Origin of the sequence: Neolewinella antarctica (genome assembly GCF_011927835.1) — a bacterium.
Classification (GTDB): Bacteria; Bacteroidota; Bacteroidia; order Chitinophagales; family Saprospiraceae; genus Neolewinella; species Neolewinella antarctica.
In genome coordinates this window covers 297,279-314,601 of the sequence record NZ_JAATJH010000003.1, presented here as the reverse complement: position 1 = coordinate 314,601, position 17,323 = coordinate 297,279, and the positions used below count along the sequence as shown (strand labels likewise).

Annotated in this window: 16 protein-coding genes; 8 read left to right on the top strand and 8 right to left on the bottom strand. The window is 55.2% G+C overall.

The features are described 5' to 3' along the window. Positions 1-110: 110 nt before the first annotated feature. From GGR27_RS11225 to GGR27_RS11205, 5 genes are all read right to left on the bottom strand, one after another. Positions 111-566 (bottom strand): GlcG/HbpS family heme-binding protein, encoded by a 456-nt coding sequence (locus GGR27_RS11225; RefSeq protein ID WP_406603640.1) that lies wholly within the window; start codon positions 564-566, stop codon positions 111-113. A gap of 288 nt (positions 567-854) precedes the next feature. Further along, a complete protein-coding gene (locus GGR27_RS11220) occupies positions 855-1,298 on the bottom strand; it encodes an META domain-containing protein (protein ID WP_168037541.1) in 444 nt (147 codons plus the stop codon). 200 nt (positions 1,299-1,498) lie between these two features. After that, the gene (uraH, locus tag GGR27_RS11215; protein ID WP_209037921.1) at positions 1,499-1,912 is read right to left on the bottom strand and encodes a hydroxyisourate hydrolase; all 414 of its coding nucleotides are present in this window, start codon (positions 1,910-1,912) and stop codon (positions 1,499-1,501) included. Positions 1,913-2,399: 487 nt separating this feature from the next. Next, on the bottom strand, positions 2,400-3,653 hold the full coding sequence (locus GGR27_RS11210; protein ID WP_168037540.1) for a serine hydrolase domain-containing protein: 1,254 nt from the start codon (positions 3,651-3,653) through the stop codon (positions 2,400-2,402). 249 nt (positions 3,654-3,902) lie between these two features. Then, positions 3,903-4,742 carry an META domain-containing protein gene (locus GGR27_RS11205; protein ID WP_168037539.1) on the bottom strand — a complete coding sequence of 280 codons (840 nt, stop codon included), beginning with the start codon at positions 4,740-4,742 and terminating at the stop codon, positions 3,903-3,905. A gap of 381 nt (positions 4,743-5,123) precedes the next feature. Here GGR27_RS11205 and GGR27_RS11200 point away from each other — a divergent pair, with 381 nt between their 5' ends. Beyond that, entirely contained in the window at positions 5,124-6,239 is a 1,116-nt protein-coding gene (locus GGR27_RS11200; protein WP_168037538.1) for a mechanosensitive ion channel family protein, read from the top strand. A gap of 72 nt (positions 6,240-6,311) precedes the next feature. Here GGR27_RS11200 and GGR27_RS11195 read toward each other — a convergent pair whose 3' ends face one another. Further along, positions 6,312-7,205 (bottom strand): polysaccharide deacetylase family protein, encoded by an 894-nt coding sequence (locus tag GGR27_RS11195; RefSeq protein WP_168037537.1) that lies wholly within the window; start codon positions 7,203-7,205, stop codon positions 6,312-6,314. A gap of 77 nt (positions 7,206-7,282) precedes the next feature. After that, complete coding sequence (locus GGR27_RS11190) at positions 7,283-8,194, bottom strand: SdiA-regulated domain-containing protein (RefSeq protein ID WP_168037536.1); 912 nt, start codon at positions 8,192-8,194, stop codon at positions 7,283-7,285. A gap of 430 nt (positions 8,195-8,624) precedes the next feature. Between GGR27_RS11190 and GGR27_RS11185 the strand changes: the two genes are divergently transcribed. The 7 genes from GGR27_RS11185 to GGR27_RS11155 are packed head-to-tail and all read left to right on the top strand — an operon-like array spanning position 8,625 to position 16,059. Further along, positions 8,625-9,887: a T9SS type A sorting domain-containing protein gene (locus tag GGR27_RS11185; protein WP_168037535.1), complete on the top strand. Its 1,263-nt coding sequence runs from the start codon at positions 8,625-8,627 to the stop codon at positions 9,885-9,887. Positions 9,888-9,890: 3 nt separating this feature from the next. Next, a complete protein-coding gene (locus GGR27_RS11180) occupies positions 9,891-10,781 on the top strand; it encodes a heme/hemin ABC transporter substrate-binding protein (RefSeq protein ID WP_168037534.1) in 891 nt (296 codons plus the stop codon). Between the two features lie 6 nt (positions 10,782-10,787). Next, a complete protein-coding gene (locus GGR27_RS11175) occupies positions 10,788-11,810 on the top strand; it encodes a FecCD family ABC transporter permease (RefSeq protein ID WP_320060353.1) in 1,023 nt (340 codons plus the stop codon). Continuing rightward, the gene (locus GGR27_RS11170) at positions 11,807-12,649 is read left to right on the top strand and encodes a heme ABC transporter ATP-binding protein (protein ID WP_168037533.1); all 843 of its coding nucleotides are present in this window, start codon (positions 11,807-11,809) and stop codon (positions 12,647-12,649) included. Before GGR27_RS11175 ends, GGR27_RS11170 begins: the two co-directional genes overlap by 4 nt. Next, positions 12,603-13,670, top strand: a complete 1,068-nt coding sequence (locus GGR27_RS11165; protein ID WP_168037532.1) for a hemin-degrading factor — start codon at positions 12,603-12,605, stop codon at positions 13,668-13,670. The genes GGR27_RS11170 and GGR27_RS11165 overlap by 47 nt, the downstream gene beginning before the upstream one ends. A gap of 4 nt (positions 13,671-13,674) precedes the next feature. Then, a complete protein-coding gene (locus tag GGR27_RS11160) occupies positions 13,675-14,022 on the top strand; it encodes a DUF6686 family protein (protein ID WP_168037531.1) in 348 nt (115 codons plus the stop codon). A 36-nt stretch (positions 14,023-14,058) separates the two neighbouring features. Beyond that, entirely contained in the window at positions 14,059-16,059 is a 2,001-nt protein-coding gene (locus GGR27_RS11155; RefSeq protein WP_168037530.1) for a TonB-dependent receptor plug domain-containing protein, read from the top strand. A gap of 85 nt (positions 16,060-16,144) precedes the next feature. Here GGR27_RS11155 and GGR27_RS11150 read toward each other — a convergent pair whose 3' ends face one another. Next, complete coding sequence (locus GGR27_RS11150; protein ID WP_168037529.1) at positions 16,145-17,176, bottom strand: AI-2E family transporter; 1,032 nt, start codon at positions 17,174-17,176, stop codon at positions 16,145-16,147. Positions 17,177-17,323: the final 147 nt, after the last annotated feature.

Genomic DNA, 17,323 nt, shown 5'->3' with positions numbered 1-17,323 from the left:
AGCACGCAACAGTGGTGTTCGGCTGTGCCGAATCACCATTTACTTGTGCTTGTATGTTTATCTGGCCTAATCCGGCTGCGTACCGTCAGTCGGTAATACTGGGTTGTTCACTATTTCTTTTCAATGGTGAACCCAAGGTTTTCAACCGCCTTTCGAGCAACATCGTGATCACCCTGACCTCCACCGGCGCCCGACACGCCTAGACTTCCCACCAGGTTTCCATCTTTCCAAACGGGCACGCCACCGCCCAACAGCAGAAGCTCGGGCAAGGTATTTAAGTTGTGAGCGGTAGGGTCGGCGGCAGCTTTTTGCATCAACTCAAAACTGGGCGTTTTGGTGGAGAGCGCGGCGTAGGCTTTTCGCCGGGATGCTTCGGTGTTGTGCGGGCCTACGTTATCGCCTTTAAGTAACAAAATGGTTACTCCCGAACCGTTGAGTACCGCGACGGATACGTTTTTATCGAGCTTTTGGGCTTCGAGGCGTGCTTGCTCCGCTAGTTCCAATGCCCCCGTCTGAGTCAGGTCGTATGACGGTACTACGTTTTGTGCCGATACGGAACATACCATTAGCAGGAGTACTGCACTGAATATTGTTTTTATTAGCTTATTCATTTCTTTCCGTGTTGAGTTACACACTACTGGACATTTTCAAATCGGACGCTTGGAGGACTCGAAACCCTTCGCTACGCTTTAGTTTCGAGACGCTCCAAGGTTCTAAAATTCTACTTGAGGACCTTGGAGCGTCCTCTGCCGTGAAGCCGAAGGCGAAATTGTTGAGGTCCTCCAAGCGTCCGGGAAAAATGTCCAGTAGTATGGTTGAGTTGTTCAAAAATATCGTGTTGTAAAAGTATTGCCTCAGTCTACCTTGAGTAGTTTCATTAGCTCTTTACCGTCGCCGTCGTACAGCATGAGGTTTAACTCTTGCAGAGCGTAGGTCCGAACTTCCGACAGTGCCATCGTGTACCGGCTGGCCAAATCCTGATCGGGGCAAGCCATGCGGGTACTTCTTATTGGTCCGAAAACGATCTTCGCATCGCTGACCGAGCTTATCGGGGCGGAGAGTTCGTTGCATCCATCGCTACCGAGCATTTCCTCGCGCGTCAGGTTAATCTCTAGTGACGGTAGGTTACCGCTGGGTACCGAGATAGACTCTCCGGCCAGGGTTTTGAGTACCCAAATATCGTGAATCCGGTAATTGGCTTCGCCTTGGTTTTGATCACCGGGTTTAGGGGCGGAGGAGCAGGAGTTAATCATGATGGCAAGGAGTAGTAAAGGACAGAGCGAAAGTAATTTCTTCATGGTATGCGGTAGTGTTGGAGATAGATTTGAAAATCTCCCAATGCAGCTATATCGACTGACTTCACGGAAGAAATAACCAAAAAGGACACACGGAACACAAAGCGTGTCTCTACTTTGTGCGCTGTGTGTCCTTTATGATAGAAGAAGATGCTACCGTATGACCGGAGGTCAGTAGTCGCACCTGGAACCCCTCGGTTCGATCAGCTTCCCCGGTACGTAGAGTACCCGAAAGCAGAAAGGGTGATCGGCACGTGGTAGTGCTTACTTTCATCCAACCGGAACACCACTTCGATGAAAGGGTAGAACGTTTCCGTCTGCTTGCGCTCGAAGTAATCTTCTACCATAAAGGTGAAACGGTAGGTTCCGAGCTCCGCGGTCTCCTTAGGCAGGAAATCGTTGACGCGGCCACTTTCGTTGGTGGATTTTTCCGCTACGAGAGTCCACTCATTCGTCGTCTCATCGAGTTTTTCGAGTTTGATCGGCACGCCGCTGGCTGGCAGGCCCTCCGTTATGTCGAGGACGTGGCTGGATAATAGATATTCCGTCGTCTCCTGGGCGCAGGCGCTCGTGGCGAAAAGTAGAAATAGGAAGGGAAGGATTAATAGATTCTTCAAAGTTGGATTGTTTAAATCATTAAATAAATAGGACGGAGAGAACTATTCTCCCCGCCCAGTTGGGTTTGAGGTACTTGCCGGCAAGTCCTTTTCGAGCACCGGTTCTAAGCACGCTACATCAAAATCGGGAAATAAGAGCATGTTGGGACTTTAGCTTCCGGCCTTGTTTTGGTCACTTTTGCGGTGGTCTTCGTTAGCAAAATCCTCATTCCCCGATAGCTATCGGGGCGGCTAAACTCCGGTTTTGCTGCCTTAACCATCACAAAACTGTCTCACCACGCAGTAGCAGCGTAGCTAAAACCGGCCAGGAACCCAAAGTCCCAATATGCTCTAAGTGAATAAGGACACAAATCCACGTGAAATATCTCGTCTTCACCCCCCGATAGTGTTCTGTGCATTTTGCACCTTATGTGCTTTTTGTATTCAAAAAACTTATGCGGATAGTTTAGTTACGGACAAAAGCGCCAATAACCGTGTACAAAATTCACTACTTAGATTTCAAATAATCCGCCACGGCCTGGTAAGCGGGCAAAGAAGTAGCATCGTTAGCAGCATTAGCCGCCACCGGGTGCGAAGCCATCCGGACGATCACCATTTCCGCACCGGGGTCGACGTAAACCGTCTGGCCGTGAACACCACGCGCGGCGAAAGCACCGTCGGCATTCTCCGTCATCCACCACATATTACGGTAGGACCACCCTTTTAAATCAGGGTGACCGGATTTGGCAAAAGCTGCTTTGCTTCCCCCTTGCTGGATATCGGTCACGGCGGCACGAGGGATGATTTGTTCGCCATTAAAATTACCTTGATTACGGAGCAATTCCCCGAAGCGAGCCAAGTCGCGCACTCCGGCGCTGAGTCCGCCACCGGCGAAGGGTGTTCCGAGTGCATCCACCTGATAGTAGGCGTCCTGCTCCGCACCGATTTTGCTCCAAATCTTATCGGATAATAATTCATTAACGGACTTGCCGGAAACTTTGGAAATGATCCACCCCAGCGCATCGGCATTAACGGTCTTGTAACCAAAGGCTTCTCCGTGGGTACCTTCTTTCTTTATGGTTTCCAGGTATTCGTAGTAGCCAACGGGGCCTTCGTAATCCTTCGGCTTCGGAAGTGGGTTGCCGGCAGCGGAGAATTGCCATACGTCGGCGTTCGGGTCTGCATAATCTTCGCTGTAGGCCAGGGCGGTGGTCATGTCCATCACTTGGCGGACGGTGGCGTCGGCGTAAGCGGAATTCTTAAGTTCGGGCACGTATTTAGTAACTAATGCTTCGGGGTCGAGCTTTCCCTCGGCGACGAGCACGGAGGCCAGCGTCCCGGTAAAGGACTTGGTGAGTGACATCACCGCGTGTACGTTATCCGGCGTCAACTCGCTAAAATAACGCTCGTAAACTACTTTTCCTTTATGAAGGATAATCATACCATCGGTGTAATTCTCCCATAAAGAGGCTTCCCAGGTCATCGGCTCGTTACTTTCCCAGGGGGTAAAGGTGAGCGAGTCTATTTGCTGGTCCAGTTCATAAGGCAGGTCTTGCGGCGCGGCCAGGCCACGAGAAACGGGAACGGTAGGCAGCATTTCTCGCATATGAACGACGCTCCAGCGAATGGCGGGGAAATCGAAGAAAGATCCGTCAGCGACACTCAGTCGTCGCTCCTCCGAAGGTGGAAAGCCCTCCATCCAGTTGAAATTGCTGGGTTCGCTTTCCTTTGCGGAGAGATACGTAGTTTGATCCTGAGCCATGACCTGAAGCGAATTAGTGAGAAGGAAAACAAGCACCAATGCGCGCCATATGGTAGCATTGGGCGCGGCCGCAGGTGCCGGGTAAGGTGGGAAAGCAGTGGTCATAGCTCGACGGATATTTGGGTAATTAAATAATAGAATGTATCGGATAGTATGACCCCGCATCAAAAGAGAAGAACCTCCCACCAACCGGCGGGAGGTCTTCCATAATAGGGTTACTTCAAATACACATAGTTCTTAGAAACAAGTCTACTTACCTTTTTTCAGTACGGCCATTGGGGCCATCCGTGCTTTGTTCAGGCTCAACGTACCTTTGTTGATCGTGTAATTATCGGTGTTATTCAGGACGTCCTTGAAGTCACCTTCATAAGGCACGTCACCACAGAAAGCTAAGCCGGTAGCCATGTCGTTGAACTTGATGCGTAGCCCCTCTTCGAGCGTGTAGGTACCGGTAATGGGGTTGCAGCCCGTGTTGCCGGATACTTTACCGTCAGTCGTGAACTTTAGAAAAGCCTTCTGGCGGCCGTCCATGGCCTTAATATCTTTCCCATAGATCTTATCGATCGTCCAGGTGTGCTCGGCGAGCATCTTACGGTCGCCGTCCGTATCGAAGTCGGCCTGTTGGTTGCCGGTGGCGTCATCGGCCGTGTTGCTCAAAATCGCCATCGGAGCCATGCGCCCCTTATTAAGACTCAGGCTACCGTTATTGAGCGTGTAATTATCAGCGGTGTTGAGAATTTCGAGGAACTCAGCTTCGTAAGGCACGTCACCACAAAAAGCCATGCCGGAAGCCATGTCGCTGAACGTGATCCGCAGACCATTCTCGAGCGTATAATTTCCGTTGATGGGGTTGCAGCCCGTATGACCCTGTACCTTGCCGTCCGCGGTAAACGTTAAGTACGGTTTGGTGCGGCCGTCCGGCGCGGTAATGTCCTTACCGAAGATGCGGTCGATCGACCAAGTAGAGCCGACGAGTTCTTTGCGGTCGGCTTCGGGATCGAAAGGAGAGTCTTCCGCCATTTTCTTGGAGGTATTGCAGGAGGCTACGAGCACCATTAGAAAAAGGAGGGGGAGAAATAAGCGATTCATGTTTGTCAATTTGTGCACACTACTGGACATTTTCAAATTGGACGCTTGGAGGACTCGAAACCCTTCGCTACGCTTTAGTTTCGAGACGCTCCAAGGTTCTAAAATTCTACTTGAGGACCTTGGAGCGTCCTCTGCCGTGAAGCCGAAGGCGAAATTGTTGAGGTCCTCCAAGCGTCCGGGGACAATGTCCAGTAGTATGCAATTTGTGTATAGGTAAAACACCACAACATATCTTTAGTTCGGCATTAGAAGAACTAAATCGCAATTCCTCGTACTGCCGCCAGGTGCTAGTGCTGCTTTAGTACCGTCAATCCAATAACTGTCCTGATTTAACTGCACAACTGCTTCGCGATCCAGCTTGCCCTCCAGTACTTTTGCCTTATGAACGAATTTCTAGCCAACTATCGGTCCCACCTGATTTACGGAGCCATCGTCATCCTGGCGGTTATCATCCTGCGGTACCTAACGAGATGGCTGCACGGAATGCTCGTCAGGAAAATCCAGGCCAAGTTCCCGCACCAAAGCACCCGCTCCCTGGAGTTGATTCGTGTCATTTTTAGTGCGCTCTGGATTGTCCTGGGTGTAATCGCGCTAAGCTTTATTTTCATCGACGAAGAGAGCTACGCGCAGGTCTCCAAAGATTTCCGGCTCGTACTGTACGTCGGTGTGGTGGCGGTGCTCACGGTCGTCGCGGCGGCGCTTACGAACCTGTGGTTCCGGCGCAACATCGACCAGAAGCTACTACAAGGCAGCGACCCGACCAATCTCAAATTCCTGCGCTACGTCGCCATCATCGCCTGTTATTCCGTAGGTATTTTGTTCGCCACGCTCGCCTTTCCGGCCCTGCGCGGCATCGCCCAGACCGTCCTCGGTGGGGCCGGCGTGCTGGCCCTGATCGCCGGCGTCGCCTCCCAGGAAGCTTTGGCTAACTTAGTCGGGGGCGTATTCATCATCTCGTTCAAACCCTTTAAGATCGGCGACGTAATCGAGATCAGCAGCGCGATGGTCGGTACGGTAGTCGACATTAACCTGCGCCACACCGTCATCCGGAATTTCGACAATAAGATGATCGTCATCCCCAACTCCATCATCAACAAGGAGAAGCTGATCAACTACGACCTCAACGACGCGCGGTGCTGCGAACGCATCGAGATCGGCATCTCCTACGACAGCGACGTAAAGCTCGCCAAGGAGATTCTCCGCCAGGAGTGTGAACAGCACCCTAACTGTATCGACAAACGCACGGGCGTCGACTTACAGAACGATAAGCCTAAAGTCCGCACGGCCCTCATGCGGTACAACGACTCCTCCGTCACCATCCGCGCCTGGGCCTGGGCGAACAACTTCGACGACGCCTTCGACCTGCGCTGCGACGTACTGGAGTCCGTCAAAGCCCGTTATGAGCGCGAAGGCGTCGAACTCCCCTTCCCCTACCGGACGGTCGTGTTTAAACGGGATGAAACAGCGGAGGCGGACCCGACCGACCCGCAGAAATGAGCCAATACGCCCCGCTTTCACCCGACTAACCTGGCACCCGCGGCCGCGCCCCCAACTCGGCTAGAGGGCTACTTACTTCACTGAATCTAATGCACGGTAATGCGCGTTAATCTCGCCTGGTGTAGTAAACCAGACTTTATCCCCAGCTCGTTCACGCAGTTTCGTCAGTGCCTTCCGCAACTGGGTGAAACGGTGCGGCTGGCCCATCAGGTAGGGGTGCAGCGAGACGCCCATGACGCGGGAGTGTTGGCGAGAGTCCCGTTTCAACGTCTCGAAAGCATCGCCGATCATTGCTCCGAATTGCTCTCCCGTCTTATTACGACCGATGAGTTGCGGGATGTCGTTGACTTCCGCCGGATAAGGCACGGACAGTAGTTTGCCTTTTTCGGTATTTAGCCAAACGGGCTGGTCGTCCATGGCCCAGTCCAGTTGATACTCGTAATTCAAGTCCTTTAACAGTTTTGGCGTGGACTTTGAATTGGAAATATGCGGTGCGAGATAACCGGCGGGGGCTTTACCTTCCTCCTTTTTCATCCTATTCCGGACTTGTTCCAGCAACTCCCGTTCCTTGGCTTCGGATAGTTGGCCCGGCTTCTCGGCGTTCGTCCGGCCATGGGCGACGAATTCGTCACCGCGTTTGCGGAAGGCTTCGAGGACGCGCGGCGCGGCATCGTACATATCCATATTGACGAGGGCGGCGGCGGGTATTTCCAGGTCGTTGAATAGTTCGAGGAAGCGCCAGACGCCGACGCGGTTGCCGTATTCGCGCCAGCTGTAATTCATTACGTCGGGAGCGTGGTTACCGCCGTTGAGGGTGGGGCCGGTGTCGTTGCCGAAGGAAAAAGTTTCTAGGTTGACGGCCACGTAGAAGGCTAAGCGCTTACCGCCCGGCCAGTTGAAATCAGGGCGGTCGATGATGGCGGAATAGTCGTAGAGCTCGTGGTTGGCAGTTGGGTAGGCAGGCATATCAATATATAATTTTAAGGATACCTCAAAAATGAGGTCGTGGTATACTTTAGGTAAGGGCAATTAAGTCTAAAAGGTTATTTGTCTCCATAATTAAAGCGAAGTAACGTGGGTGCCCCTTTCTTTCCTTCGTTGGAGATGAACATATCGCCGTTATCCAAAAAAGTAATGCCCTCTGGTTGGGCGAATTGCTTTTTATTCAAAGCGTAGATACCCTCCACTTCATTGGTTCGGTTGAAAACGTACAGTAGATTATCCATGGAGGACAGAACGTACAATTGGTCCGTGACGGGATGGACCGCGATGGCGGATGGATTGATACTAAGGTCTTTGTCTTTCTTTTTGCCGGACTTTTTAATTCCGTGGGTCGGGAAGGCTTTCTCGATCGTCGTTTCGCTAAAGGAAAGCACCGGCGTGGACGATGCCGTCTTCGTCGCCAAATCAAAGCCGTAGACGACTTTTCTACCCTCGTATTCCGCTCCCTTCGGCTTAGTCTTGCCGGCAATAAACAAACGGTTATTGACGGCATCGAAGCCGAGGCCTTCGCTCTCCTTCACCGGCAGGTCCGTATCGTAGGCAGTCACGGTGAAATTCTCGGAGGTGTAATCGTCGATCTCGTAAATCTTACCGTCGCTACGCAGTACGTAGAGGCTGCTGCCGACACGGGTGATGCCTTCGTAGTCCCCCGGCCCGGCGAATTTGAATTGTCGGCTGATTTCGCCGGCGTTCAGGTCGTACACAAACACGATGCCGTCTTCGTCCTGGACGCAGGCAAGGGTATTATTATCGAGGTCGGTGAGTCCGGAAACTTCCAGTAGGATTTCGGGTAGTTCGAATTTTGAGGCCGGGGCGGAAAAGTCGTAGCCGGCGGGCGACTTACCGGAGGTTTCCGGTAGCAGTGGCGATTCGCAACTTGCGGTAAAAGCGGTGAAAGAGCCCATTAGCAGGAGGAGAGCGAGGGCTACGAACGATTTTAGAAGCATATTCATAATGTTGGTTTTGGTGGTTTGGGCAGCGCAAATATTTCGATGTCAAGGCCGTTTTTGGGCGCGGACGCGGGTGCAAGGAAGAGACGGAAGCAGGGAAAAGGCGGTTGAGTAGATACTGATTTTCTTGTAGGCACCCTCGACTACTATCCACAATATCCAATACAGATCAATAACTGAACATCGAAAATCATGATGGCAACGTGTTGAAAACGGCGAAAAGTACTTTTAGTTCTAATATCAAAGAACCATTTGGTTTTGCGAATGCGAGGAGACTTTACCAAAAGGTGTTGAGGACAAAATAAGCCGCCGAGCAAAACCACGATAGTTAAATTAAGTGGACTTAGTCTAAATAATTAGAACTTTGCTTGCAAGTGCAGCCCAAGCGAACATACATTTGCCCTATTCTTATTTAGACCAAAACCAAATAATAATGAAGCAACTGTTACTTCTTACGCTGTTCATCACCCATTTCGGTTGCCTGAGTGCACAATTCGCCCAAATAACTCAGGGCGAAGGTTACGGCCAAGCGGTGTTTTACGACCTGGCAACCCGAACGGGCAAATCCGTCGACCACACCAGCTGGGACATTGCCTTCAACGTAAGCGGCCGCTCCTCCGGCATCCTGATTAACGAAGCCGTCGCCTCCTCCCAAACGGAAGAGTTACGAGCAACAGCAGTTTACGCCAGCACCGCCACGGACTTCGCCACGGCGGACACCAGCCAAATCACCAACCGACTTTACAACGGCGAAGCGAGTTGGGACGATGGGGCTTTCAACGCCGCCGCCACGCCCGGCGATCCCCTAGACCAGGGTTGGGGTGCCTACTCCACCGAAACGCAGACGGTGGTCGGCAACCGGGTTTTCTTCGTCGTCACGCCCGACGAAGTGTACCATAAAGTATTCGTTAGCTCGTTGGCGGGCGGTAGTTACACCTTCGTGCACGGGCCGCTCGATGGAAGTACTACCGACACGGTTACCATCGCCAAGAACCAATTCACCGGTAAAACATTGGCTTATTTCTCTTTCACGGACGGCGTTCAGGACCTGGAGCCGGATGCGTGGGACTTACTGTTTACCCGCTACGTCACGCCGCTGGCCGCCGGGCCGGGCGTCATCCTTGATTATACTGTGACGGGCGTCCTACAAAACCAGGGCACCAGCGTCGCCAGACTATCCGGTGTGGATCCGGAAACGGTAGCCCCCCCGGCGGAAGCAACGTTTTCCGATACGCTGACCACCATCGGCCACGATTGGAAACGCTTCATCCTATCCACCAGAACGTACGTTTTCCCCGACGACCTGGTCTATTTCGTACAAACGCCGGACAGCCTCTACCGGATACAATTTATCGACTTCGAGGGTAATACGACCGGCGTGTCCGTCTTCAAACTAAGTGCGGAAGCCACGACGGCTACCACTAACCTACCCACCGGCATCGCCCAAAGCCGGCTCTACCCCAACCCGGCTTCCGAACGCCTCACCCTGGAGGTAACCGCTACCCAAGCCGCCGAAAACCTAAGTCTGGAGGTAATCGACCCCACCGGCCGCACCCTCCTTGCATCCCGCGTCCGCGCCCTGAATACCGGCCCGAACCAGGTAGAAGTCCCACTCGCGGGCCTGCCGCCCGGCCACTACTTCCTACGCCTCAGCGGTGCCACCGGCGTACTCACTCATCACTTCGTCAAGCAGTAAACCATGAAAATCATTGCCCCCATTCTGCTACTGATCGCCGGACTGACGGCCTGCGCCCCGACGGACCGGCCCGCAGCCCAAACCGAGCCCGAAAGCACCGAGATGCCCGCACGGATCGTGTCCCTGAGCGGCACGCTAACCGAAATCATCCACGATCTCGGCTTCGGCGACCAACTCGTCGGCGTCGACGTAACCAGTACCTATCCGCCGGAAATCAACGCCGTACCGAAGCTCGGCCACGTCAGTAAACTGAACGTGGAAGCACTACTGGAACTCCGCCCGACGCTCATATTCGTGGACGCCGACAACCGCGACAAACCAGCCCTAAACACCCTGGCCGATGCGGGCATCGAGATCGTATCCGTCCCTTCGCAACCCACGCTTGACAACGCCGCCCACGTCGCTACCCGCTTAGAAAAACACCTATCCGTCAACCCGAAAACCCTTGCGAATTACGTCGCCACCATTGAAAACGGCAGCCGCGATTTGACCAATTCACTAGCTACCAGATCCGGCCCCAAACCCCGCGTATTATTCATCTACGCCCGGGGCGCAAAACAACTGATGGTCGCGGGGGCGGACACCGAAGCCGCCGCCATGATCGCGCTGGCCGGCGGCGAAAATGCCATCACCAGTTTTACCGACTTCAAGCCCTTGACGCCCGAATCACTTGTGGAAGCCGCACCCGACGTGATCCTCATGTTCGACTCCGGGCTAGAGAGCCTGGACGGTAAAGCCGGGCTGGCAAACGTCCCCGGCATCAGCCAAACACCGGCTTACAAAAACGACCGGATCATCGCAATGGACGGCCACTATTTGCTCGGCTTCGGCCCGCGCGCACCGAATGCAGCCAATGACCTGGCCAATTACCTCTACCCCACCCAGACCAAATAATTCTCCGTGAAATCCAACGCTTCCGTACTGGCCTCGCTACTCATTTTGTTACTCGCCCTACTGATTGGTGGGGTGATGACGGGTGCGTACGAACTGTCCGCCACCGAGTTGTGGTGGGCGCTTACGGGCCGGGCGGAGGAGTTGGAACATTTTTTAGTCTGGCAGGTCCGTATGCCGCGCCTGGTTTTGGCCGTCGTGGTCGGGGCCGCGCTGGCGCTTACGGGGGCGGCTACCCAGGGCTTGTTTCGCAATCCGCTGGCGGAGCCGACGCTGATCGGCGTGACGAGCGGCGCGATGCTTTTTGCCGTCCTGATGCTGGTGCTGAGTGCTCGGTTACTGGCCGGTTTTCCGCTCTGGATGCAGCAAATCAGCGTTAGCCTGGCTGCTTTCGCCGGGGCGCTGCTCACCACGGGCATCGTTTACCGGCTGGCGGCGGGGCGGGGCCGTTTGAACGTTACGACCATGTTGCTGGCGGGCATCGCCATCGCCGCGCTGGCAGGGGCTTTTACCGGTCTGATGGTCTACCAATCGACCGAAAGCCAGTTGCGCGACATCACCTTCTGGTCGCTCGGTAGCCTGGGCGGCGCGAACTGGACGCAGGTGGCCATTGCCGCGCCGCTCATCGTCGTCGGTGGGTATTTTCTGCGGCGCGATGCCCTGGCGCTCAACGCATTTTTACTGGGGGAGCGGGAGGCGGCGCAGCTCGGTTTCCGAGTGGATCGGGTGAAACGGCGGGTCATCGTTTGGGTCGCGCTGCTGGTGGGCGTCTGCATTTCGCTGACGGGGCTGATCGGCTTCGTGGGGCTGGTCATTCCACACCTGCTGCGGCTGTGGCGGGGCACGGATTACCGGCAACTACTGCTATTCTCCGGCTTACTGGGGGCTAGCTTTTTGCTGGGCGCGGACACGCTGGCGCGCACGATCGTCGCCCCGGCCGAACTTCCCATCGGCATCCTGACCGCGCTGGTCGGTGCGCCTTTTTTTCTCTGGTTGCTACTCCGGGAGCGCCGCAAAACCGTTTTCCTATGATCCGGGGCACGAATTTGACGGTGCGCCTCGGCGGGCGCGTGATTCTGGACGGGGTGGACTGCACCGTGCGGCCCGGGCGCGTGACCGTCGTGATGGGTAAGAATGGCGCGGGCAAAAGCACGCTGCTGAACCGGCTGGCGAGTCGCAATTCGGAGGGCGCGGTCGCGGGTGCAGTGGAAGTGGATGGGCGGTGTTTATCCGTTTACGACCCGAAAGAGCTCGGACGGAAACGAGCGGTCCTGGCCCAATCCGTCCACCTGGGTTTCCCCCTCAGCGTAGCCGAAGTCGTGGAGATCGGTTGTTACGGCCGCTACGACGCACTGACCACCCGGCAACGACGGGAGCGGGTACGCCACTACCTCGACCTGCTGGAACTGACCGATCTGCGCGACCGCTCCTACCCTACGCTATCCGGCGGAGAGCAAAAGCGCGTACTGTTAGCCAAGTGCCTACTACAACTTGACCATGACGGCACCGACCAAAAAACCAATCATTATCTTCTCCTCGACGAGCCGACGGCCGCCCTCGACGTGGAGCAACAGTATCGTTTCGTCCACCTCGCTACGGGTTTGGCCCGGGAACGCGGGATGGGCGTCTTTGCCGTATTACACGATTTAAACCTCGCGGCCCGCTTCGCCGACGACCTGATCTTCCTGAAGGGAGGTAAGCTCGTAGCCGCCGGCCCGAAAGCCTCCGTCCTGACCAAAACCATCATCCGTACCACCTTCGACGTGGACTGTCTGATCCAGGCGCACCCCCGCGCCGACTGTCCGCTCATCACAACATTGCCTTATGAACAACCCAACCTCGCACCTGCGTGCGCGCCTCAAAGAACTTAAAGTTGAACACCCCAAGCTACGCGCCCGCGACCAGGCCGAACGCCTCGGCGTCAGTGAAGTAGAACTGCTTAGTCTCGGCCTTAGCAAAGATGTCATCCGGCTCGGCGGCGACTTTAAGGACCTCCTCAAAGACGTGAAGCAAATGGGCTACGTAATGGCCCTGACCCGTAACGACCACGTGGTCCACGAACGCAAAGGCGTGTACGACAACCTCACCTTTTACGAGGGGCCGCACAATATGGGCGTAGCCGTTAACCCGGACATCGACCTGCGGCTGTTCATGAACGAATGGCACTACGCGCTGGCGGTGATCATGCGGCGCGACAAGGGTGGCGACCTGCACGGTTTGCAATTCTTCGACGCTTACGGAGCCGCCGTCCACAAGATCTACGCCACCCCGAAAAGCACGCTGGCCGGCTGGGCGCTCATCGTGGAGAAATACCGGGTGGAGCAAGAGCCGATCGTGATCACCGATCGCCAGCGACCCACCGCCGAAGCGGAACGCCCCGATAGCGAAGTCAACGTCCGTACCTTTCAGGCGGAATGGCGGGGTCTCCAGGATACGCATCACTTTTTCGGGCTCCTGCGCAAGTATAAACTGACCCGCACCCAGGCGCTGCGGCTCGCCCCCGAAGGACTGGTCACGCCGGTAGACCGCCTTGCCGTAGAAACGGTACTGGCCACGGCGGCGGCGGAAGGCGTACCCATTATGTGCTTCGTACACAGTAAAGGCTGCATCCAAATCCACAGCGGGCCGGTGAAAAACCTGAAGCGGATGGGCGACTGGTTCAACGTGCTCGACCCTGCCTTCAACCTGCACCTGGCTACCGGCGCGATCGACCGGGCTTACGTAGTTCGCAAGCCGACTAGCGACGGAACCGTCACCAGTCTGGAGCTTTTCGACGAGCACGGCGAGATGATCACTTACTTCTTCGGCGCCCGTAAACCCGGCCAACCGGAACTACCCGAATGGACCGCGATCCTCGAAGAAACCGCGTGGACCGTAACTCAAACCGTTTAGTACCATGACCATGCCCTCCTCCGAAAATCATTCTCACGAAGCCAGCATCCTCCACTCCAGCGATAATGGTTTTCTCGTCTACTGCCCCGGTTGCGATCGCTTCAAGCTAGCCTTCGGTACTTTCTGGTTGAGCCAGGACATCACGGAGATCCGCTCCTTAGCCGCGCTGATCAATCGGTATAATCATCATTACTTCCGGAGAGCAAAACGTACCCGGCGGGACATTTTCGTGGACGGGCCTCATCCTGATTTTGGGCTGCTGATGTCGCCTAGAGACTTAGAACAACTGAACCACATTCTGCAAACGGGGCTCCTCGTGCTGGAGGCGGGCGGCCGGGTGCGTCTCCAGTAACGGCCTATAAGCTAGATATTCTAATCTGAATAATTAATGCGACTACTACCGATACTACTACTTATTACTGGCTGGTTGACGGCGCAGACACCGGATTCACTGGTGTTGTCCGTTACGCTGGACGACATCGTCGTTACCGGACAGTACGCCCCAACTGAAGCCCGGAATGCCGTACATAAGGTAACTGTGATCAACAACCGGGAGTGGAAGGAGCAGGGTTTAATGAATTTATCCGAATTACTCCAGCGGCAATTGACGATGAACGTCAGTACGGACCCTATTTTGGGAAACGGGCTAAGCATTCAGGGCTTGGGCGGGCAGAACGTACAGATTATGATCGACGGCGTGCCGGTGATCGGGCGGTTGGGAGGTGAGATCGACCTTACGCAGTTGGACCTTTCGCGGTTCGCGCGGGTAGAGATTATCACCGGAAGCCTTTCGGCTCGGTACGGCGCCGACGCGGCCGGCGGAGTCATTAACCTGATTACGGCTCAGGAACAGGGCGGCGACTGGAAATTAGAGGCGGGTGGCCAGTACGAGACGATCGATCTGGATCGTCAGTATTTCCGTTTGGGTCGCAAAGTCGGTGACTTTCAGGTGAGTGGCGGTTTGAATCGGTATCAGGCTCGGTTTGCCGAGGTGGATAGCCTGCGTGCGGGGGCGGTGCCCTGGAACCCGAAAGATCAATTTGGCTGGGATGTAGGATTACGTTATCGGCCGAACGATTCTCTGAGTATCCGGTACGAATATAGGCGCTTTGACGAGACGCTTTCTCTTTATGGAGCTGTCCGACGGCCGCAATTCAGGCCTTACGTTCAGGATCAGTTTTTCGATACGGGGCGGCGGGACCACGCGTTGTCCGCTAACTACCGGGTGTCACCCTACCTGACGGCCGACCTCGTCGCCGGCCTCAACGCTTTCGATCGCTTACGGACTACCGAGCGGCGGGATCTGGAACCGGATACTACCAGTCTGGTACCCGGCGAACAGGATACCACCCGCTACACCGGCCAGCTTCTTCGCCTCAGTCTGGCTTCCACGACGGGTAAGAAATTCGACGCTCAGTTGGGTTTGGAATACCGACGGGAAACCGGCTCCGGTGGGCGCATCCTCGACACGGCTACGCTAAGTAAAGAACCGATACTAACTAACGCCGCCGCCTGGCTGGGCTTAAGCTACCGCCCCCACGCCGACTTGACCGTGGAAGTCACTACCCGTTTCGGTTATAACAACCGGTACGCCCACCCTTTCGTACCCGCCCTCCACTTGCTCTGGAAACCGACACCGGCGTGGCGGTGGCGGGCTAGTTACGCGGCCGGGTTCCGGGCACCTTCCGTACAGGAGCTCTTTTTTAACTTCGTTGACATCAATCACTTCATCGTCGGCAATAAGGAACTGGCGGCGGAGAAGAGTACGAACTTGCGCCTTGGTGGGGAGTGGGGAGGAAGTGGCAAACTTCCAATTCAAGTAAGTGGGGAGGTATTTTATAATCACCTGACGGACCGGATCACGCTGGCGGACGTGAGTGACGGGCGCTTTTCCTACGTCAACCTTGCGGAATACGAAACCCACGGGGTGCTGCTTCAATTCGACTACCAAGCGGGAGAGAAGATTACTTATTCGGGTGGTGGAGCCTTGACCCGGCTTACCAATGCCGTGGCGGTGGAAGATTCCTCCCTCCCCGGATTTACCGGGCTGTTCGAGTGGCGGAACGAGCTCACCTACCGGATGCCGCGCGCGAAAATGACCTTGCGGGTAGACCACCGGTACGTCGGTCGGCGGGACCGTTACCAGCTTAGCCCGGAAGGCTCCGTAACCCAGGGTTTCATCGGTGATTATCACCTTCTGCACCTGACGGCCAATAAAGCTTTTTGGGGAGACCGTATTCGCCTATCCGCCGGGGTCAAGAACTTACTGAATCGAGACCGGGTACCGGTGACGGGTGCGGGGGAAGGTGGTGCTCATTCCGGTGGCACCGGTAGTCAGCTGATCGACTACGGGCGTAATTTTTTCGTTGGGATTGCGGTGGGGTGGTAGCTAATGACAGTAGATGTCAGTAAACTGGAGGTACTTTTCCTTGCTCCTCATCCAAACTTCTTTGCACTAGCGACCGCGCCAAATATCACACCCGCCCCCGCCGCGAAAGCAAGACCGCAATCGGCCGCGTGGAGGGGAACTGGGCCAGAAAAGTGATGATCGTGAACGTGATCGGCACGCAGAGCAGCATGCCCACCACACCCCAAAGGAGGCCCCAGAGAATAAGTGAAAAGATGATCACGAAGGGGCTGATGTTGAGCACGTCGCCGTAGAGCTTGGGCTCCAACAAACCACCAATGCAGAGCTGGATCAATCCTACGCCGATGGCAACGATGAGAAACGGCGTCAGGTAATCAAACTGCACGAGGGCCATCAAACTGGGTAGAATCGTCGCCGCGATGGAGCCAATCGTGGGGATGAAATTGAGCGCGAAAATAGAAAAAGCCCAAAAAATAGCAAAGTCTACCCCGGCGTACTCGATGACGAAGTAGCTTAAGAAACCAGTCGCCAAAGATGCCGCAAACTTGACCCCGACGTAAGCGCGAATGGCGCGGTTAAGCTTATCGATAATGGCCAGTACGCGGCTTCGGCGCTCGGGGCTGAGGTTCAGCATAACCAACTTGCGGGGAAAAGTGTGCTGCTCCACCAGCAAAAACAGGGTGTACAAGAGCACGAGCAAAAACTGCCGCGTCGCGCCGGTAAAGTAAGCGAGTAACCCGAACAGGTAGTCGTTGACGTTCACCCCGTTGGAAAGGGTTTGCAGCGTCAGCGTCTCATCATAACCAAACCCGACCATGATTTTTGCGAACTGGGTCTCCAGATTGAGCCAGTACTCAGGTGCCGTGACGACCATATCGTTAATCTGCCGCCCCACCAAATTACCCGCCAACACCAGTACGCCCAGCACGATTATGGCAGCCACCCCCAAGCTGAGACCACGCGGACTGCGGGAACCCACGGTGGGCACTTTGCGCAATAACTGATCCACGGCATTAATAAGGTACCAAAGCCCGAAGGCCAGTACAACGGGCACGAGCAGCGGCTTGCCGAAAACCATCAGGCAGACGAAGAGCCCCGCCAGGGCGAGGGAGTAGGTGAGTTTTTGGAGGGGTAGCATGGGGAAGTTAACCGAAGATTGGCGTAAAAGGTCGGTGAAAAGCCACCTTTAGCGCACGCTGAATACCCAATTTTTTGCGACTGCGTACACCCGGCGCTAAAATCTAGTAAGCTGGTGCCAACTTGCTAAATACTGCGCTTCGCCCCG